The organism is Bradyrhizobium sp. CCGUVB1N3 (assembly GCF_024199925.1).
Lineage (GTDB): Bacteria > Pseudomonadota > Alphaproteobacteria > Rhizobiales > Xanthobacteraceae > Bradyrhizobium.
The window spans coordinates 3,028,008-3,048,142 of record NZ_JANADR010000001.1; the positions used below are offsets into that span (position 1 = coordinate 3,028,008).

Sequence of the window (20,135 nt, forward strand, 5' to 3'; positions counted from 1 at the left end):
CACAGGCCTCGGCTGATCGTCACCTTCCCGGCATTGCTGCTCACGGCGTTAGCCCAGCGGCAGATCGTCGCCGGATTCACCGCAGGTGCCGTCAAGGGCGGATGACCTCTCCTCACCCTGCCCCCTATGACGCGCGGTTGAGAAAGATCGGCAGACCGCGCTTGCTGGAGTAGATGGGACGGTAGCGCTCCGTGTTGTATGTGCTGGCGACGTCCAGCTTGCGCGGCCCGAGCTTGACGTCAGGGATCGGCACGAGGTCGTAGCGGCCTTCCACCAGCGCCGACATCAGGCCGGTCTTGCCTTCCAGCATTGCATCGAACGCCATGTTACCGAAGGTCAGGGCTACGAGCTTGTCGATAAAGTCCGGATCCCCCGACCGAAGGTCGTAGGTGAGGTCGGAGGTCATCGTCTGCTCGCCAGTCCGCCGCTTGATCTCATCGGCGAGCGCTTCGGCCACGTTGGCCTTCTTGCGGTGACCGTAGGGATCAGGCTCGCCATATTCCTGCGGCTTGTAGCCTTCCCACTCGGCGCCCTCGCTGAGCACGATCAGCGCGTAGTTGCTTGGATTGGCCCGCTTCTCCTCGAGCAGCAACGCGATCAGCTTGTCGAGATTGATCTTGTACTCCGGGATGACGCACCGTATCGAGGTTGCGTACGCGGTGTAGAGCGCGGTAAATCCGGCATCGCGGCCAAAGACGCGAAAAATACCTATCCGCTCGTGCGAGCCGACGGTGGTGCGCTGCCGTTGGATGGCATCGCTGGCGCGGGTGATCGCGGTCGAGAAGCCGATGCAGTACTCGGTGTTGCGGACGTCGTTGTCCATCGTCTTCGGGATGGCGATAATCTTGACGCCGAGATCGCTGAGCTTGGCCGCATAACTGAGCGTGTCGTCGCCACCAATGGCGATCAGATGCTCGATGCCGAGTCCCGAAAGGTTCGCCAGCACCTGGCCGGTGAGGTCCCACGTCTTGGTTCCCTTGGTACTCAGGGAAGCCGGAAGGTCGCTGCCGACGAGATGATCGGGCAGCTCTTGCATTTTTGACGGATTGGTGCGGCTCGTGTGCAGCACTGTGCCGCCGCGCCGATCGATGGTGCGCGTGTTTTCGCGATTCAGGGGCATGAGGTAGTGGGACCTGCTGTCCGCATCCTCGAGGTTGAGGTGCGTCAAAGCCTCCCAACCTCGGCGGAGACCGACAACCTCGATGTCGTTCTCGCTACCGCGATAAGTCACGCTCTTGATGACGGCGTTGAGGCCGGAGACGTCGCCGCCACCCGTGAGAATGCCGATGCGTTTTCTCGCCAAGCCGACCTCCCAACGTTAGCATGTCGCCATCATGCACAGAGTAGCGTTCTCTACTCGGCCGCCTCCGGCTTGCGCTCCTCGCGCAGCCGAAAACGCTTCAGCAAACCAGACACGGTATCGCGGAAGCCGCCATACTCCAGCTCGGAATAGGGCAGCATCGCGGCACCGGACCAGCCCTGGCTGCGCATCTCGATTGCCTTGCTCTGGGCTCGCCGGCGGACTTCGTCCCACGCCGGGTTGTCGAAGAAATCGGTGTGCGACTCCGAGAATCGGCCGTCCTTGTCGATCGAAAAGCCGGCACAGGAAACGATCGGCAGGCAGTACATGCCCGTCACCGGTGTGTTGAGCGGCACCGGCATGAGCGGCATCACGTGCGAGCCTCGCGCATCGCCGCCTACGAAATGCGCCTTGGCGAACGGCGAGACGATTTCTTCGGGCGCCGGGAAAATCCCCTGGTTCCTGACGATCGCGACTGGATCGTCCTTGCCGGTGTACTTGCCCGCGATCGCGTGAAGACGCTGCGCCGAAACAGCGACGACAACCTCGTCATATGTTCGAGAAACGATGCGATCGATCCCAAAGCGCTCATTGTCGCGAAGGAGCGCGGCAATGTGGTAGCCGTCCGCCGGGGCGTCGAGTTCGATGATGCTGTCGCCTGCCGTGTGGTCCATGTCGATGACATGGAAACGGAAACCTTTGATCATCGGGGGCAGCATCAGCCCGGCGCAATACATGGGATCGGCGAAGGCGAGGTAGAGCGGCAGGTTGTACGCGCCGGGGCCGCATTTGTCGGCGGCGAACACCATGAAGGACTCCGCGGGCCTTGAATCCGAGAGGCTGTGGTTGAAGCTGAGCTCCGCGACGGCCGGTCCGGCGCCGCGAATGTTTCCGGAAGGCGCGTCGACGAGAAGATCCTGGCCGGCGCCGTAGAGCCCGGAGGTTTTCGCGACCGACGTAGCCGCAAGGAACGTATTCCATGCAAATTGATGGACCGCGGCGCTCCCCTCACCCTTTGTGTGCGTCATGATGATCGCGATGTCGTCGCCGGTATGGCAGACGAAACTGTCGATCAGAAGGCCTTTGTCGACCGCCTGAGCGGCTTCGCCGATGACGGTCGCCATCATGAGGGAAGACGGTTGCGTATGCCCGCCGACAGAGCCAACGTCAGCCTTGATGACCGAAAGAGTGAGTCTCATGAGCATCCCTCCCAGGCGCAGGTTAGCGCGTCAGCCTCTGCGCTTGCTGCGCCGGGGCGACGGCGCTGCTCATACGCAAAAAAGAACGTCCGGTGCTGCGTTAGGTTCCACGATGCCGCCTTGCTCGAAAAGCCCGGGCCGATCCGGTAGCTGGCATCATCAATCCACCTTGGGACTCGCGGCAGATGCGATAGGATAAGTGGCAGATGCGCCATCATCTGCTGCGGTGCAGGGTTCTGTGTTGTGCCCCAAAAAGCGGCGCGCGTGGGGAAGCTTCCGACTTGACGTGAAAAGAAATCGGCCGGGTAGCGTGACACCACCCGGCCGCAACCAAAGTTTCGTTCGAAGTTACTCCGCCGGCGCCGCCGACATTTCGGGATGCGCGGCGTAGTGCTCGCCGGTCGCAAGCTTACCGAGCGCGAACAAGCCGGCCGCCATTACGGCATAGGAGAGCGCGACTGCCGGCGTGACGCCGAAGCCGCCGCCGATGCCGACGGCCTCGCCATGCATGAAGCCGAAATAGGTCAGGACCGCGCCGACCAGCGCGAAGGCTGACGCCTTCTCGAAGTCGCGCTCGATGATGAAGACGCCGATCGCACCGAGGATGAGGCCGGCGAGGATCGAGCCGCCGCCCATCACCTCGAGGCCGTGATAGAACACGCCTTGCTGCGGCAGTGCGGCGATCGCAGCTAGCTTCACGGCATCCGCCTTGTCGGCGGCCATGCCGCCGACGGTCGCGGCCGCCGTCATGGTGGAAGACAGCATCGTGTCGATCTGGAGTTTTGCCCAGGCCGCCAGATGCGGCGTCAGCGCCAGCACGATCGCCGGCGCATGCTTGACTGGCGTCGTCTGGAACGCCTGCGCGCCGATCAGCATGCCGATATAGAGCAGGATCGGCGAGATCGCGACGACAGGCACCAGCGCCAGCAGCACCGAGATGATTCCGAACCAGGACAACACGACGACCATCACGCCGGTCGCGGCGGAATAGCCGATGCGGCCGCCCATCGCCTTCCAGCCGGGATGGCCGATATAGACCGCGTTGATGAAGGGATTGCCCATCAGGCAGCCGATCAGGCTGACGACGCCGTCGGCAGTGAGAACGCGCGTGGTCGGATATTCGTCTCCGGCGGCTTCCGCGCTCTCGACATTGTCCATGGCCTCGACGAGGTCATAGATGCCGAAGGGAATCGCGGTGACGAGGATCACGCCGAGGAATTCGAAGCCGGAGAACACGTAGCCCACGGCGGGAAGCGGCACCGAGAAGCCGAAATTCGCGAAGGCATCGCCGACGCCCTTCACGCTCAATCCGCCGAGACCAAGCCCGAACAGGTTCGAGCCCCAGGCGATGATCATGCCGACCGCGATCGCGACGAGGCCGGCCGGAATGCCGCGCGGATATTTCACGCCGCCGAACCAGCTCACCAGGATGATGGCGAAGCAGACCAGACCGATCTGCGGCGTCATGTACATCTCTAGCGCCGGCCGCATCGAGATGAAGGTGACGGAAACGCCCGCGAGCGTGCCGAGCAGCGCCGCGCGCGGCGTGATCCTGCGGATGAACGGCGCGATGAAGCCGCCGATCATCAGGATGAAACTCTGGAAGAACACCCAGACGAGGCCAGCCGACCAGCCCTTCAGGGGATCGCCGGTCTTGATCGTGATCGGCAGCATGATCACGAAGGTGACGATGAACATGTGCGGCACGCTGACGCCCGAGGGCAGTGCGCAGACGTCGCTGCGACCGGTCTTCTGCGCCAGGCGGTAGGCGAGGAAGGCATAGTAGAAGGTCGACAGACACATCATCAGCCCGAGCGCGGGCAGGATGCGGCCGAACACCAGGCTGTCGGGCATCTTCAGCACGAAGCGCAGCAGGCCCGTGAGCACCAGCATGTTGACGAGGATGTTGGTGCCGAAGCCGAAAAACGCGTTCCAGTCGCCCGGTGTCCATAGTGCGGGCTTGAATTCGGGCTTATTGATCTCAGATTTGCCGGCCGTCCCTGTCAATGTGCTCATGTCGTACCCCTATGTGGTCGAAGTCTTCAACGCCTCCAGTACTGCGGCCGAGCTCGCGACCCAGCCGAAGATTCCGCCCTGGGCCTTGATCATCCTCAGGCCCATCTCGTGAAACTCGGGGAAGTAGGATGCGCAGCCGTCCGAGATGACGACGCAGCGATAGCCGCGGTCATTGGCTTCGCGCACGGTGGTGTTGACACAGACCTCCGTCGTGACGCCGCACACCAGGAGATTTTCGATGCCGTATTTCTCCAGGACGTCGCTGAGCTCGGTGGCGTAGAACGCGCCCTTGCCGGGTTTGTCGATGACGATCTCGCTGTCGAGCGGATAGAGCTCGGGGATGATGTCGTGGCCAGCCTCGCCGCGGATCAGGATGCGGCCCATCGGGCCGGGATCGCCGATGCGAAGGCTCGGCGCGCCGCGCTCGACCTTCGCAGGCGGCGCGTCGGAGAGATCGGGCAGATGGCCTTCACGCGTGTGGATGACCAGCATACCGCTATCGCGCGCCATCGCCAGCACGGCGCCGATCGGCTTCACCGCACGGGCGAGCTGGCTGACGTCGTTGCCGAGCGTCTCGCCGAAGCCGCCGGGCTCCATGAAGTCGCGCTGCATGTCGATGATGAGAAGCGCAGTGGTCGACCAGTCGAGCTTGATCGGCTCGGGCTCAGCATCGATGACGCCAAGTGTCGGCTTCGCTGAGTTCAACATGCACGCCCCTCGCGAGAACTCCTGTCAGGGGAGTTCTGCAAGCGCCGTGCCATTGTGTACAATAGCGATGATGCGGGGCGGGCGCAGGATTTTGTTGCGCTTTCAGCGCGTTACGCCGGAAGCTGACGCCTGCTTATTCCCTGTGCGACGGCTTCGCGACGGGCATTTGCTCAAGACTTGGGCGGCGGCGACGCTCTCTCCACCCGTCATTCCGGGGCGCGACGAAGTCGCGAGCCCGGAATCCATTGGGCCCAGCACAAGAGGTTAAATGGATTCCGGGCTCGACGCTTCGCGTCGCCCCGGAATGACGAGCCGATAATGTGGCGCCTACCGCTCTCTACTCCCATACAGCGTGCGATACTCCTCCTCATAGGGCGCATAGGAATCCTTGATCGTCGCCATGTTGAGCAGCATGGTCGCGACTACCTCGTTCGCCTTGTCGAACACACGCGTCTTCACCCAGGCGCTTTCGGTGCGGCGGCTGCCGGAGAGCGCGACCACCTCGCGCTCGACCTCGTAGTCCTCGTCGACGAAGAGCGGGCCCTTGATCAGCCGGATCTCCTGATCGGCGAACAGGCCGACGGCCGGGCCCTTCGACGGCAGCGGATCGTCCTTCGCGCGGTACTGCAACAGCACGCTCAGCATCTCCATCGGGATGATGGCTTTCCGCCAGGGATTCTCTCCGCTCGAATAGAACGGCGAGTTCTCGGTGATGACTGCGAGCTTCTGCCGCAGCGAGAATGGATAGAGGTCGCCCATGTTCTGGTCCAGGCCCATGCGCACCGTCTGCCGCCTGCTGGTCTGCGCCACCTTCACGTCGCGCAGGATGACGGGATCGGCGAGCGGCTTGAGCTCAGTGAGACGCGCCTCGAGCGCGGTCGCAACCTGCGGATCGCCGACGGTGGCCGAGCCGCGCAGCACCTCAGTGCCGTCGCGCTTGACCATCTGGATCTGGCATTGGCTCGTGCCGGGGAGAGGCTTCGACAAGATCGCCTGCACCTCCTCGCCCTCGAAGCAGGCGTTGCGATAATGCGCGGAGAGACACCCCGTTTCGAACCAGGTCCGTCCCCACAGCCGCGCGCCGAGCGGCGCGAACTGGCTGAAATGCGTCGGACCTTCGATGGTGCCGCCTTTGAAGCCGAGCTTTTGCGCGGTCGCATCATCGTGGATCGAGGCGTGCGCATCGTAGACCTGCGCCTGCAACATCTGGCGCGGCCGGCGCCATGGCCCGATCAGGGCGCCGTCGGTTTCATTGATGTCGGTGTCGAACGCTTGTGCCGTCATGATGGCCTCCCTTTCAGCCATGACTAGCAGGAGCGACACCGATGCGGCCAGCGATATTGACTTCGCCGTCGCATGCTCTTGACTGCAACAAGCTGCTTCGCAAATCCCCTCCCGCGGCGCAATTCCTCCAGCCGGAACAAGAAAAGGGAAGAACGAGATGACGCTGTTGCAGGTCGAGCTGGAGGACAAATACCGGTTCGAATCGAAGCGGATCTACCTGTCCGGTACGCAGGCCCTGGTCCGTCTTCCCATGTTGCAGCGCGAACGCGACCGTCTGGCGGGCCTCAACACCGGCGGTTTCATCTCGGGTTATCGCGGCTCACCGCTCGGCATGTACGACCACGCGCTGTGGCGCGCAAAATCACACCTCGCAAAGCACGACATCGCTTTCGTCCCCGGCCTGAACGAGGATCTGGCGGCGACCGCGGTGTGGGGCAGCCAGCAGGTCGGCCTGTTCCCCGGCGCCAAGGTCGATGGCGTGTTCGGCATCTGGTACGGCAAGGGCCCCGGCGTCGACCGCTCGGTCGACGCGCTGAAGCATGCGAACTCCGCCGGCACCTCGCGCCATGGCGGCGTGCTGGCGCTCGCCGGCGACGATCACGGCTGTCAGTCCTCGACGCTGGCGCATCAGAGCGAGCAGGTGTTTGCCGCGGCGCTGATCCCCGTGATCAACCCCGCGACCTTGCAGGATTATCTCGACCTCGGCCTCTACGGCTTTGCGCTGTCGCGCTTTTCCGGCTGCTGGGTCGGCTTCAAGGCGATCGGCGAGACCGTGGAGAGCTCGGCCTCGATCGACAGCGACCCCGCGCGCATCCGGATCAAGATCCCTGACGATTTCGAGATGCCGCACGGCGGCCTCAACATCCGCTGGCCCGATCCGCCGCTGGAGGCGGAGAGGCGCCTGTTCGGCCCCAAGATGGAGGCGGTGAAGGCGTTCGCCCGCGCCAACCAGCTCGACCGCATCGTGCTGGATTCGAAGCCCGCGCGGCTCGGCATTCTCGCGACCGGCAAGGCCTATCTCGACCTGCGGCAGGCGCTCGCCGATCTCGGCATCACCGACAAGGACGCGATGGACCTTGGCCTGCGCATCTACAAGGTGGCGATGACCTGGCCGCTGGAGGAAAGCGGCGCGCGGCGCTTCGCCGAAGGTCTTCAGGACGTGCTCGTCGTCGAGGAGAAGCGCGGCTTCATCGAGGACCAGCTCATGCGCATCCTCTACAACGTCGATGCGTCAAGGCGCCCGACCATCGCGGGCAAGCGCGACGAGAGCGGCGCGCCGCTGCTGCCGAGCGAAGGCGAGCTGACGCCGACCATGGTTGCCTCCGCGCTGGTCGCGCGGCTGCGGCGCCTCCGCCATCAAAGCCCCCTGCTCGAGCAGCGGCTGGCGCGGCTCGAAGCCTTCGACAATCCCGTCACCGCGAACGCGCCGATCAAGCTTTCGCGCACGCCGTTCTTCTGCTCGGGCTGCCCGCACAACTCTTCGACCCGCGTGCCCGAAGGCAGCCGCGCCATGGCCGGCATCGGCTGTCACGGCATGGCCTTGAGCATGCCGAGCCGCCGCACCGACCTGATCTCGCATATGGGTGCCGAGGGCGTGAACTGGATCGGGCAATCGCCCTTCACCAGCGAAAAGCACATCTTTCAGAATCTCGGCGACGGCACCTATACGCATTCGGGGCTTCTCGCTCTTCGTGCCGCGTCCGCCGCCGGCATCAACATCACCTACAAGATCCTCTACAACGACGCGGTGGCGATGACCGGCGGCCAGCCGGCCGAAGGCGGTTTCAACGTCGCGCAGATCGCGCACCAGGTCTGGGCCGAGGGCGTCAAGCGCCTCGCGATCGTCTCGGACGATCCCACGAAATACCCGGCCGGAAACTACTTCCCGCAAGGCGCGAGCGTCCATCACCGCCGCGAGCTCGATGCAATCCAGCGCGAATTGCGCGACATCGAGGGCCTCACCGTCATCATCTACGACCAGACTTGCGCTGCGGAAAAGCGCCGCCGCCGCAAGCGCGGGCTCTATCCCGATCCGCATAAGCGCGCCTTCATCAACGAGCTCGTGTGCGAAGGTTGCGGCGACTGCTCCCAGGCTTCCAACTGCGTCTCGGTGCAGCCGCTGGAGACCGAGTTCGGCCGCAAGCGGCAGATCGACCAGTCGAACTGCAACAAGGACTATTCCTGCGTCGGAGGCTTTTGCCCGAGCTTCGTCACCGTGCACGGCGGCACGCTCAAGCGCATCAAGACCTCGGCGGTCGATTCCGGGCAGTTGTTCGCCGATCTGCCGCTGCCGCCCGCGCGCGAGTTGGATGGTCCCTACAACATCCTCGTGACCGGCATCGGCGGCACCGGCGTCATCACCATCGGCGCGCTGCTCGGCATGGCCGCTCATGTCGACGGCAAGGGCTGCTCCGCACTCGACTTCACCGGGCTGTCGCAGAAGAACGGCGCGGTGATGAGCCATGTCCGCATCGCGCCGAAGCCGGAGGACATCTCAGCGGTGCGCATCACGACCGGCGGCGCCGACGTCATCCTCGGCTGCGACATGATCGTCTCGGCAGGTCCCACGGCGCTGAGCCGTGCCGAGCGCGGCGTGACCAAGGCGTTCATCAACGCCGACCTGCAACCGACCGCGAGCTTCGTGCAAAACCCCGATCTCGATTTCGAGATGGGCGCGATGCAGACCATGCTGCGCGATGCGGTCGGCGACAAGAATCTCGATATCGTCGATGCCACCGGCATTGCCGCGAGCCTGATGGGCGATTCCATCGCAACCAATCCCTTCATGCTCGGCTTCGCCTTCCAGAAGGGCGCCATTCCACTGTCGCTGGAGGCGCTGCTCCGCGCCATAGAGATCAACGGCGCCGCGGTCGAGATGAACAAGCTCGCCTTCACCTGGGGACGCCTGGCCGCGCATGACATCGCACGCGTGCGCAGCGTGCTCCAGTTCAAGAGCCGCGCGAGCGCACCGGCCAGATCGCTCGACGAGATCGTCGCGACGCGTGCGGAGTTTTTGACCAACTATCAGGACAGGGCTTACGCGGACCGCTATCTCGCTACCGTCGCCAAAGTGCGCAGGGCGGAGACAGCTGCCGCGCCAGCATCCACCGAGCTGACCGAGGTCGTGGCGAAGAACCTGTTCAAGCTGATGGCTTACAAGGACGAGTACGAGGTCGCGCGGCTCTACACCGACGGCAGCTTCGCCAAAAAGGTCGCCGAAAAATTCGACGGCGACTTCACGCTCAAATTCCATCTGGCACCGCCGATCTTCGCACGGCGCGACAAGGGGACCGGGCATTTGCAGAAGCAGGAATATGGCGGCTGGATGACCCACGCCTTCCGCATGCTGGCAAGGCTGAAGTTTTTGCGCGGCACCGCGTTCGATCCGTTCGGCCGCACCACGGAGCGCAAGACGGAACGGAAGCTCGTCGAAGACTATGTTGCAATGATCGACCAGCAGTTCGCGGGGCTCACAGCGGAACAGATTCCCTTACTGGCGCGGCTCGCGCGCGTGCCGGAGACCATTCGCGGCTTCGGGCACGTGAAGGAAGGCAATATCAAGCAGGCGGAAGCCGAGAAGGCACGGCTGGAGGCGGAGCTCGAAAACAGCCGCTTTGCGGCGGCAGCGGAATAAGTAGACGGGCGCGCCGCATTCTCAACCGTCATCGCCCGCCTTGTGCGCAATTGCGCACTGGGGCGGGCGATCCAGTATTCCGGAGGCAGTGACGAATACGGAGAGGCCGCGGCGTACTGGATGCCCCGCTTTCGCGGGGTATGACAGCGGGGGGATGGTCAGACCAACGCCGTGGCGACGCTTGGCGCGACGGTTAGACCCTCCGCCAGATGCCGTCCCGCGATGTACCCGAACGTCAGCGCCGGGCCTAGCGTGATGCCCGCGCCCGGATAGTTGCCGTTCATGATCGAGCCCATGTCGTTGCCGCAGGCGTAGAGGCCGGCGATCGGCGTGCCGTCCTCGCGCAGCACGCGGGCGTGGGCGTCGACCTTCATGCCGATGGCGGTGCCGAGATCGGCGGGGTAGATGCGAAGTGCGAAGAACGGCGCGCGGGCGACCGGCGCGACGCACGGATTGGGCTTGTGGCTGATATCGCCGAGATGGCGCTGATAGATGGTGCTGCCGCGGCCGAATTCGGGATCGCGGCCCTCGTGCGCATGGGCGTTGTAGTCGGCGATGGTCGCGGCGAGCGAGGACGGCGCGACGCCGATCTTCTCCGCCAATTGCTCAATGCTCTTGGCCTCAACCAGTTCGCCGCTTCTGCCGTAGCGGCGGTAATTCCAGGTGAAGGGCTTGATGCGGCCGAGGCCGTAGGTCCACAGGAAGTTGCGGTCGCAGATCAGGTAGAATGGCCGATCAGGCTCGCGATTACCGTCGCGGAGCATGCCGAGCACGAACTCGTGGTATGACAGCGCCTCGTTGACGAAGCGGCGCCCCACCGCGTTGACGGCGATCACGCCCGGCTTGGCGCGGTCGGTCACCGTGTGCGGGAACACGCCGCGGCTGCCGTCGGCGCGGCGGAACAGCGAGGCCGGCACCCAATAGGCCGGGCTCGCGGCTTCCGTATTCAGCGCGGCTCCGCCTGCGGTCGCAAGCCGGAGTCCATCGCCGGTGCCGGCGGGCGTGGTCGCCGAGACATATCCCGCGGCAGCGGGAAAGAAGCGCTTGCGCAAGGGCGCATCGTGCGAGAAGCCGCCCGTTGCGAGAACCACGCCGCGGCGCGCCGCGATCACGCGGTCGCGCGAGCCATGGCGGATGGTCGCGCCGTTGACACGGCCACCTTCGACGACGAGGTCCGCGACATCCGTGCTGAAGAGGATTTCGACCTGCCGTGCCAGCAGCGAAGCGTAGAGCCGCGCCGCAAGCGCGTTGCCGAGATGCAGCGTCGTGCCGCGTGGGCTGCGAAGCCGCTGCAGCGCATATTGCGAGATCAGATGCAGCGAGCGCAGCGTCGAGCGGACCGACTTTCCGAACTTGCGCAGGTGCGGGATGTCGAGCCGGTTGACCATCATGCCGCCGAGCAACGTGAACTCCGGCAGCGGCGGCCGCAGCCGAGCGAAACTGGGGCCCAATTTGGTGCCATCGAACACCACCGGCTCCAGCACGCGCCCGCCCGCGGTGGCGCCCAGCCGCTCCGGATAGTAGTCGGGATAGGCCATCACCGGCTGGAGGTGAACTTCGGTGTTGGCTTCGAGATAGGCAATGGCCTCCGGCCCGCGCGCAAGGAATGCGGCGCGCAAGCCCGCATTGGCAAGCTCGGGCACGGTGCTCGCGAGGTACTGGACGGCATCGGTGACGCTGTCGGGGAGCCCCGCCTCTCTCATCTTGCCATTGGCCGGGATCCAGACCATGCCGCCGGACCAGGCCGTCGTGCCGCCGACGAACGCGGTCTTCTCGATCACCAGAACACGCAGGCCCTCGGCGGCCGCGACGGCCGCCGCCGTCATGCCGCCGGCACCGGCGCCGATCACGATGACGTCGTAGGTCTCATGCGCCGGCATCATGCGGCAAATTTCCGGGACCGAGGCATGCTCCCGTCATACCTCGCCCTGCCTGTCCCGCGCTCTATTTTTTTGCGTCGCCCGGGAGCAGCCCTGCCTTTGCCGCCGGCCCGTCCGGCTCGATCTGGGCGAGCAGCGCGCCCATCTTGTTCTCGACGCCGGCGAGCACCGCATGGCGCCGCGGGATCGGGGCGGTCTGGCCGGCGACGCCGATATAGGCGCGGCGGACGTAACCGTGGCGGATGATCTCCGACAGCACGAATTGCGCGGTGTTGCTCGCAACCGCAAAACAGATGCCCTGCGCGCCGCTGATAATGGCGGTGTTGATGCCGATCACCTCGGAATTCGACGAGACCAGCGGCCCGCCGGAATTGCCGGGGTTGAGCGCGGCGTCGGTCTGGATGACGTCCTCGATCGTCCGGCCACTCACCGAGCGGATCGAGCGTCCGAGCGCGGAGACCACGCCGGCGGTCACGGTGGACTCGAATCCCAAGGGATTGCCGATCGCGATCACGAGCTGGCCGCGCCGCAAGCCCTTCGAATTGCCGAGCGCGGCGTAGCGGAGGTCGCGGACCCCGTCGGCACGCAGGAGCGCAAGGTCGGTGTCGGGGTCGACGCCGAGCACACGGGCATCGCCAACATGGCCCTCGATATCCCGCAGCCGGATCTCCTTGGACGAACCGACGACGTGGCTGTTGGTGAGCACCAGGCCATCCGGCGAGATCACGATGCCGGAGCCGAGGCCGCCGCGCTCGCGGCCGTTCGGCACCTTTGGTCCGGTCTCAACGCGGACCACAGCGGGCCCGACCCTTTCCGTCACGCCGATCACGGCATTGGAATAGGCATCGAGCAGGTGCTGGTCGTCGACTGGCGTGGATGGGACGGCTTGCGATGACAAGCTGCCACCGCTGAGATCTGAGGTGAAATCTAACATGGCGAATTTCCTTCGCGCGTCAGATGGTTACCTCGGACTTATAATGCAAGTCGCCCGCTCTTCACGAACTGCTTAACTGACCTGACGCATCGTGTGAGCTCGGGCCTTGACCTGGTCGAGCAGCGACCAATCGCCGTCTTCCAGCACGTGCCCTTTGGGGAAAGGCGCGCGCGGCTCGAGCCCGAGCGAGCGCAGCACCCGGTCATCGCGATAGTAGCACTGCAACACGACGCGGACGAGGGTTGCCGCCGGGGCACCCCCATCAGCGCGGAAAGTCTGGGCAACACCATCGCGCGCGCCGGCATCGAGCTCGGCGAGCGGCATGCCGGCGAGGCGGGCGAGATGATCGAGCGCCGTGGCCACCGGCTTGGTATCGCGGCCGAGGGTCGCGAGGATGTCGGCCTGGATGAGACCATCATCCGCCCCGGGCACGCGGTACTCCTCGCTCGCCGGGATGATCATGGCCGCAATGGTGCGCAGGTCCTGGCGCTGCCGCGGCGTGAGGGTGAGCTGATTTGGCATGGCGATCCTCTAGTCGAAGAGATTGGCGAGGCGCTGCTTCATCTGGTCGGCGACGTAGAGCGCGATGGCCTGGATGGTCGAGGTCGGGTTCACACCGCCCGAGGTGACGAAGACGCTGCCGTCGACGATGAACAGGTTTTTGACATCGTGCGAGCGGCCCCATTCATTGACCACGGAGCGCTCGGGGTCGGTGCCCATCCGCGCGGTGCCGAGCAGATGCCAGCCGCCCCAGGGGATCGGACTGTTGACGCAGATGTCCGTGGCCCCCGCGGTTTCGAGAAACTCCCGGCCGCGGGCCAGCGCATGCCCCATCATCCTCTGGCTGTTCTCGCTGATGGTGTAGTCGATCCTCGGCGCGGGAATGCCGTGGCTGTCCGTCAGGACGGGATCGAGCGTGACCCGATTGTGCTCTTCAGGCAGGTCCTCGCAGATCGCGGAGAACCCCAGCCGATGGCCGTTGAGCTTGCGGAACACGCGGTGATGATCCGCACCCCAGGGCAGAATACCATTCTGCTCGCTCACGACCGCCTCGAACACCGGTCCTGCGCCGCGCACGAACTGGACGCCGTAGCCGCGGACGAAGCCGCGCGACAGGTTGGTGTCGTAAAACTCCTTGCTCCACAGGCAGGTCGGCGGCGCGCGATTACTGTCAGTCGGCTCCGTGACATAGCCGTAGATCTGCGCGTAAGGGTGGAACATGAGGTTCCTGCCGACCAGGCCTGATGAATTGGCAAGCCCGTTCGGGAAAAGGCCTGAGGCCGAGTTCAGCAGAAGTCGCGGCGTGCCGACGCCATTGCAGGCGATGATGACGACATGCGCTCCCTGGAACTGCTCGACGCCGTCCTTGTCGTAATAGACGACGCCCGAGGCCATGCCGTTCTCGTCAGTCGTGATCTCGCGGACGCGGCAGTGGGTACGCAGCTCGACGCCGGCGCGGATCGCGTGCGGCCAATAGGTGATGTCGGTCGAAGCTTTGGCGCCTTGCGCGCAGGCCGGAGTGCAATGGCCGAGATTGATGCAGCGCGCCCTGCCCTCGTAGTCCATCGTCGCGACCGTCGTATCCGACGGCCACCAGTGCCAGCCGAGTTTGTTCATGGCCTTGGCGACGAGGGGACCGGAAAGCCCGAGCGGCTGCGGCGGCATCGGCGGATGGGTCAGCGGCGAGAGCGGATCGCCTGACAGGCCCGATGTGCCCATGATCCGGTCGTTCTCCTCGAAGAACGGCACCAGCGTGTCGTAGTCGATCGGCCAGTCGTCGGCGACGCCGTCCAGCGTCTTCACCCTGAAATCGGAGGGATGCAGCCGCGGCCAGTGCGCGGTGTACATCACCGTCGAGCCGCCGACCGCGTTGAAATTGACGACCTTGATCGGGGAGTTGTCGTCGTTGATCGGATAGTCCTCGGGCCGGCCACGGATGTTCGGACTGGTCGACCATTCGCCGTAGAACCTGGCTTCCCAATCCCGGCCGGTGCTCGGATAATCCGACGGCTTCATCCAATCGCCCTGCTCGAGACAGAGGATGTGCATCTTGGTCTCGGCGAGGGACCAGGCGACCGCGGCTCCGGAGGCACCGGCGCCGATGATCAAGACGTCCACGGGATCGTTCATGCCAAAGTCATCCTCCCGCCCTCGCCGCTTCCCGGGCGATTGAGCCTTGCGTGCAGCGTCAAACGATAGGGTCAGAGCAGCCGGCGAGTAAAGCCGCAGCGGACGAATGTCAGGCTTCGCTGGGCGCAGACCATTGGTGTTGCAATGTCGAGATGCTAGAGAACCCTCGCGAAAGAGCAAATCGATAGCGAGAACGTATGACCTTCCAAAATTCCTTTGCCGCTGCCCGCGCTGCCGCGCTTGTCTTGTTTCTCGCTATCCTCGGCTGCGTCGCCGATACCGGGCCTGGCTTCGCCTTAACGGCCAGTGCAACGGTGCGGGATGGCAACTCCATCCAGCTCGGCGACGCGACCTACCGGCTGGACGGTGTCGACGCGCCGGAACTGGACCAGGTCTGCATCGACGACCACGCCGATCCCTGGACCTGCGGGCTGGAGGCGCGCGATCAGCTTGCGAAGCTGATCGACGGCCGCAACGTACGCTGCGACGATGTCGGGCCGGAGAAGAGCTTTGGCAAGCGTCACCGCGCCATCTGCACGGCCGAGGGCGACAAGGCGAGCCTGAACGAGCAGCTCGTCCGCCTAGGCTTTGCCGTCGCGCGCGAGCCGATCAAGGCGAACGTCAAGCCGGCCGCCGCCGAGGCCAAGACGAATTCGGCCGGCATCTGGAAGGGCTGCTTTGTTGCACCGCAGGAATTCCGCACCGGCAAGAAGGACGGCGCGCTGCTCGGCGCCGCCTGCCGCTCCGACCGCGACAAGGAGATCCGCACGGTGCTGTTTCCGGACGAGCTGACCATGCCGCCGAACTGCAGCATCAAGGGCAAGCTCGCGGTGCGCGCGCGCGTCACCGGCAACATCGGCATCTATCATCTGCGGGGCTGCCCGAGCTATCCGGCGACGACGAAGCCGGACCGCTGGTTTTGCTCGGAGGACGACGCGTTAGCCGCGGGCTTCCGCAAGGCGTATAACTGCCGGCGGCCGAAGTGAGCTGAGCGGCGCGTCTTTCGCCTCTCCCCGTAAGAACGGGGAGAGGGAGAGGAGACAGCCTGCTCCCCTCACGCGCTCACTGCATCCGCATGATCTGGTCCATCGCCGGCATGTTCTCGTTCAGATGCGACATGATCCAGACCGAGCCGCCGACCACCAGGACGACGATCAGCAGCCCGAACGCCAGCGCCAGCACGTTGTTGGTGTTGTCGGGGCCGGTGGTGATGTGCAGGAAGAACACGAGATGCACGCCCATCTGGGCGATCGCGAGCACGATGATGGCGACGGGGATGGAGGGTTGCCAGACGAGGTTCGTGCCGGCGATGAAGAACGACGTTGCCGTGAGCAGGAGGGCAAGGACCAGGCCGACGACGTAGCCGATGATTCGGGTGCCGACGCTATGCTGCTCTTCCTCGCCGGGCGCGAGGTCGTGCTCGTGGACGCCATGCTGTGACAGATCGCTCATGGCGCGCCTCCAAGCAGATAGACGACCGAAAAGACCGCGACCCAGATGATGTCGAGCGCGTGCCAGAACAGCGCAAAACACGTCATGCGGCGCAGGATGTCGGCACGAAAGCCCTTGGCGAAGACCTGGGCCATCATGGTGAGAAGCCACAGCACGCCGGCCGTGACGTGCAGGCCGTGGCACCCTACGAGCGAGAAGAACGCGGTCAGGAACGCGCTGCGCGAGGGTCCATAACCACGGGAAACCAGGTCGGCGAATTCGCGGAACTCGATGGTGAGGAACGCAAGGCCCAGCACGCAGGTCACGGCCATGCCGAGATAGAACCAGAGCCGGTTGCGGACGTCGGCTGCGATGCTCGCCATGCCGCAGGTGAAGCTCGACAGCAGCAGGCAGACCGTCTCGATCGCCACGTTCCGCTGCTCGAAAATCTCCGAGCCCTTCGGCCCATCGGCGGTCTGGCCAACCAGCACCGCATAGGCTGCGAAGAAGCAGGAGAACATCACGATGTCGGAGAGCAGGAAGACCCAGAAACCGTAGGCGGTCACGATCCGCTTCGACGCCGGCCCGGGATGCTCAACCACGAGCCCGATGTGATGCGGGTCGGCATGCGCGTGCCCGACGGTTGCGGTCATTGCCATTAGACAGTCCCTGCGAGGCTGACGAGATTGCGCCGTTCTTCGAGATTGGCACGGTCAATGCGCGCGACTTCGGCGGCCGGAATGACGTATTCGTCATGGTCGCGCCAGGCGAAAACGACGAAGGTCGCCCACGCGCCAATCACACCCACAATCACCATCCACCAGATGTGCCAGATCAACGCAAAGCCCATGATGGTGGCGAAGAAGGCGCAGACGAAGCCGGTCGGCGAGTTCCGGGGCATCTCGATGTTCTGATATTCGGGCTCGGCGTGCTCGAATTGCTGCTGCTTGGCCTTTGCCTTCATCTCCCAATAGGCGTCCTCGCCGCGCACGTCCGGATAGAAGGCGAAGTTGAACACCGGCGGCGGCGACGATGTCGCCCATTCCAGCGACCGGCCGTCCCAGGGATCGCCGGTGCGGTCACGCAAGGCTTCGCGGTTGCGGATGCTGACGACGAGTTGCATGACCTGGCAGATCACGCCGATCGACAGCACGGCCATGCCGATCGCGGCCACGAACATCCAGGGACGCCAGGCCGCGACGTCGTAATGCTGCATGCGCCGCGTCATGCCGAGCATGCCCACGATATAGAGCGGCATGAAGGTGATCCAGAAGCCGGTGAAGGTGAACCAGAAGGCCGCCTTGCCCCAACGTTCGTCGAGGCGGAAGCCGAACGCCTTCGGGAACCAGTATTCGAAGCCTGCGAAGGCGCCGAACAGCACGCCGCCAATGATGACGTTGTGGAAATGCGCGACCAGGAACATGCTGTTGTGCAGCATGAAGTCGGCCGGCGGCACGGCGACCAGCACGCCCGTCAGGCCGCCGATGATGAAGGTTACCATGAAGCCGACGGACCAAAGCATCGGCGTCGCGAAGCGGATACGGCCGCCATACATCGTGAACAGCCAGTTGTAGATCTTCACCCCCGTCGGCACCGCGATGATCATGCTGGCAATGCCGAAGATGGCGTTGACGTCGGGACCTGCGCCCATCGTGAAGAAGTGGTGCAGCCAGACCATGAAGGAGATGACGCAGATCGCCATGGTGGCGAGCACCATGGAGCGGTAGCCGAACAGCGGCTTTCCGGAAAAGGTCGACACCACCTCCGAGTAGATGCCGAAGGCCGGCAGAACGAGGATGTAGACCTCCGGATGTCCCCACGCCCAGATCAGGTTCATGAACATCATGACGTTGCCACCGGCTTCGTTGGTGAAGAAGTGGAAGCCGAGATAGCGGTCGAGCAGCAGCATCGCGAGCGTGGCGGTAAGGATCGGGAAGGCTGCGACGATCAGCAGGTTCGAGGCCAGCGTCGTCCAGCAGAACATCGGCATGCGCAGATAGTTCATACCCCTGGTGCGCAGCTTCAGCACGGTGGTCACGAGGTTGATGCCGGCGACCAGCGTGCCGACGCCGGAGATCTGAAGAGACCAGGCGTAGTAGTCGACGCCGACGCCCGGCGAATAGGTCAATCCCGACAGCGGCGGAAAGGCAAGCCAGCCGGTGCGTGCGAATTCGCCGACCACGAGCGAGACGTTGACTAGCAGCGCGCCAGTCGCGGTCAGCCAGAAACCGACCGAATTCAGCGTCGGAAAGGCGACGTCGCGCACGCCAAGTTGCAGCGGCACGACGAGGTTCATCAGGCCGATCACGAACGGCATCGCCACGAAGAAGATCATGATGGTGCCGTGGGCCGAGAAGATCTGATTGTAGTGCTCCGGCGGCAGATAGCCTTGCGACTGGTAGGAGACCGCCTGCTGGATCCGCATCATGATGGCATCGCTGCCGCCGCGCAGCAGCATCACGGAAGCGAGCAGGATGTACATGACGCCAATGCGCTTGTGATCGACGCTGGTGATCCATTCGTGCCAGAGATAGGGCAGATGTCCCTTGACCACGACCCAGGCCAGCACCGCGAAGATCCCGACCAGCACCACGCCGCCGGCGATCAGCGGGATCGGCTGGTCGAACGGGATCGCAGACCAATCGAGCTTACCGAGCATCGTGAACTCCACTGTGTGGCCGCCCGGCACTCGAGGTCAGTTGCGGGCCGGGCCCCGGCGGAATGTGCTGAGTTGCAATCATGTCGAACAGGCGGGGATCCTCGAGCCGATAGGTCGGCCTGCCCCGCTCGACGGACTGCTGCATCAGCTTCTTGTAGCTGTCCTCGTTCAGCACCTGGTCGGACTTCGCCGTGCTCGCCACCCAGTCCGGGAAGGCGAGCGGCGAGATCACGTTGACGTCGAACATCATCTCGGGAAAGCCGTCGCCGGAGAAATGCGCCGACAGGCCCTGGAGCTTGCCCTCATTGTCGGCGCGCAAATTGAGCCGCGTCACCATGCCGTTCATGGTGTAGATCATGCTGCCGAGCTGCGGGATGAAGAACACGTTCATCACGCTCGACGACGTCAGCTGGAAATTCAGCTCGGCGCCCGCCGGCACCGTCAGCGAATTGACGGTCGCGATACGCTGGTCGGGATAGATGAAGAGCCATTTCCAGTCGAGCGACACCGCCTGGATGCGCACCGGGCTGCCGGTGCCCGGCACCGGCGCCCGCGGATCGAGCTGGTGCGAGCCGATCCAGGCAACGCCGCCGAGCAGGATGACGGTGAGCGCCGGGATCGCCCACACCACCATTTCGACGCGGCCGGAATAGACGAAGTCGGGTTGATACTGCGCGCGGGGATTAGAGGCGCGAAACCACCAGGCGAAGCCGAGAATGGCGACGATCGTCGGCACCACGATCGTCAGCATGATGAAAACGGAATCGACGAGAATCGTACTGTTGGCAACAGCAACAGGCCCTTGTGGATCGAGCAGATTCATCGGCAAGCCACTGGCGGTTGGGGAGCCCCCGGGGAGAACCTAGCGCGGACAGGTTCCGCCAACAAACGAAGATCATGTGAAGTCGGTTCCGACGGGACGGCAAAGTCATTGCCGAGCCCGCACAGTCCTCTAGGGCA

Annotated in this window: 14 protein-coding genes and 2 pseudogenes; 3 read left to right on the top strand and 13 right to left on the bottom strand. The window is 64.4% G+C overall.

What is annotated here, in order from left to right:
• Positions 1 to 12: 12 nt before the first annotated feature.
• Positions 13 to 105: pseudogene (locus NLM33_RS14380) on the top strand (carbohydrate ABC transporter permease); the annotation flags it as partial.
• A gap of 19 nt (positions 106 to 124) precedes the next feature.
• Here the strand turns inward: NLM33_RS14380 and NLM33_RS14385 are convergent.
• The 5 genes from NLM33_RS14385 to NLM33_RS14405 all read right to left on the bottom strand — a co-directional run bounded on the left by NLM33_RS14385 (position 125) and on the right by NLM33_RS14405 (position 6,507).
• Positions 125 to 1,303, bottom strand: coding sequence for a 6-phosphofructokinase (locus NLM33_RS14385; protein WP_254096690.1), 1,179 nt, complete (start codon positions 1,301 to 1,303; stop codon positions 125 to 127).
• Between the two features lie 50 nt (positions 1,304 to 1,353).
• Positions 1,354 to 2,505 (bottom strand): fructose-1,6-bisphosphatase, encoded by a 1,152-nt coding sequence (locus NLM33_RS14390; RefSeq protein WP_371929949.1) that lies wholly within the window; start codon positions 2,503 to 2,505, stop codon positions 1,354 to 1,356.
• Positions 2,506 to 2,847: 342 nt separating this feature from the next.
• Positions 2,848 to 4,515, bottom strand: coding sequence for a regulator (locus tag NLM33_RS14395; protein ID WP_254096692.1), 1,668 nt, complete (start codon positions 4,513 to 4,515; stop codon positions 2,848 to 2,850).
• 9 nt (positions 4,516 to 4,524) lie between these two features.
• Positions 4,525 to 5,223: a cysteine hydrolase family protein gene (locus tag NLM33_RS14400; protein WP_254096693.1), complete on the bottom strand. Its 699-nt coding sequence runs from the start codon at positions 5,221 to 5,223 to the stop codon at positions 4,525 to 4,527.
• Positions 5,224 to 5,550: 327 nt separating this feature from the next.
• Positions 5,551 to 6,507 (bottom strand): hypothetical protein, encoded by a 957-nt coding sequence (locus tag NLM33_RS14405; protein ID WP_254096694.1) that lies wholly within the window; start codon positions 6,505 to 6,507, stop codon positions 5,551 to 5,553.
• Between the two features lie 157 nt (positions 6,508 to 6,664).
• On the opposite strand from NLM33_RS14405, the gene NLM33_RS14410 reads away from it, so the two are divergent.
• Positions 6,665 to 10,141, top strand: a complete 3,477-nt coding sequence (locus tag NLM33_RS14410) for an indolepyruvate ferredoxin oxidoreductase family protein (protein WP_254096695.1) — start codon at positions 6,665 to 6,667, stop codon at positions 10,139 to 10,141.
• Between the two features lie 158 nt (positions 10,142 to 10,299).
• Here NLM33_RS14410 and NLM33_RS14415 read toward each other — a convergent pair whose 3' ends face one another.
• The 4 genes and pseudogenes from NLM33_RS14415 to NLM33_RS14430 all read right to left on the bottom strand — a co-directional run bounded on the left by NLM33_RS14415 (position 10,300) and on the right by NLM33_RS14430 (position 15,085).
• Positions 10,300 to 12,024, bottom strand: a complete 1,725-nt coding sequence (locus NLM33_RS14415) for an FAD-dependent oxidoreductase (RefSeq protein ID WP_254096696.1) — start codon at positions 12,022 to 12,024, stop codon at positions 10,300 to 10,302.
• Positions 12,025 to 12,097: 73 nt separating this feature from the next.
• A pseudogene (locus tag NLM33_RS14420) lies at positions 12,098 to 12,955 on the bottom strand (S1C family serine protease); the annotation flags it as partial.
• A 72-nt stretch (positions 12,956 to 13,027) separates the two neighbouring features.
• Positions 13,028 to 13,477, bottom strand: coding sequence for a hypothetical protein (locus NLM33_RS14425; RefSeq protein WP_254096698.1), 450 nt, complete (start codon positions 13,475 to 13,477; stop codon positions 13,028 to 13,030).
• A gap of 9 nt (positions 13,478 to 13,486) precedes the next feature.
• Positions 13,487 to 15,085 (bottom strand): GMC family oxidoreductase, encoded by a 1,599-nt coding sequence (locus NLM33_RS14430; protein WP_254096699.1) that lies wholly within the window; start codon positions 15,083 to 15,085, stop codon positions 13,487 to 13,489.
• A gap of 197 nt (positions 15,086 to 15,282) precedes the next feature.
• Here NLM33_RS14430 and NLM33_RS14435 point away from each other — a divergent pair, with 197 nt between their 5' ends.
• Positions 15,283 to 16,071, top strand: coding sequence for a thermonuclease family protein (locus NLM33_RS14435; RefSeq protein ID WP_254096700.1), 789 nt, complete (start codon positions 15,283 to 15,285; stop codon positions 16,069 to 16,071).
• Between the two features lie 76 nt (positions 16,072 to 16,147).
• Here the strand turns inward: NLM33_RS14435 and cyoD are convergent, their stop codons facing one another.
• The 4 genes from cyoD to NLM33_RS14455 are packed head-to-tail and all read right to left on the bottom strand — an operon-like array spanning position 16,148 to position 19,998.
• Positions 16,148 to 16,537, bottom strand: coding sequence for a cytochrome o ubiquinol oxidase subunit IV (cyoD, locus tag NLM33_RS14440; protein WP_254096701.1), 390 nt, complete (start codon positions 16,535 to 16,537; stop codon positions 16,148 to 16,150).
• Positions 16,534 to 17,175, bottom strand: coding sequence for a cytochrome (ubi)quinol oxidase subunit III (locus tag NLM33_RS14445; RefSeq protein ID WP_254096702.1), 642 nt, complete (start codon positions 17,173 to 17,175; stop codon positions 16,534 to 16,536). Before NLM33_RS14445 ends, cyoD begins: the two co-directional genes overlap by 4 nt.
• Positions 17,175 to 19,175, bottom strand: a complete 2,001-nt coding sequence (gene cyoB, locus NLM33_RS14450) for a cytochrome o ubiquinol oxidase subunit I (protein ID WP_254096703.1) — start codon at positions 19,173 to 19,175, stop codon at positions 17,175 to 17,177. Before cyoB ends, NLM33_RS14445 begins: the two co-directional genes overlap by 1 nt.
• Positions 19,165 to 19,998: a cytochrome ubiquinol oxidase subunit II gene (locus NLM33_RS14455; protein WP_254096704.1), complete on the bottom strand. Its 834-nt coding sequence runs from the start codon at positions 19,996 to 19,998 to the stop codon at positions 19,165 to 19,167. Before NLM33_RS14455 ends, cyoB begins: the two co-directional genes overlap by 11 nt.
• Positions 19,999 to 20,135 lie beyond the last annotated feature (137 nt).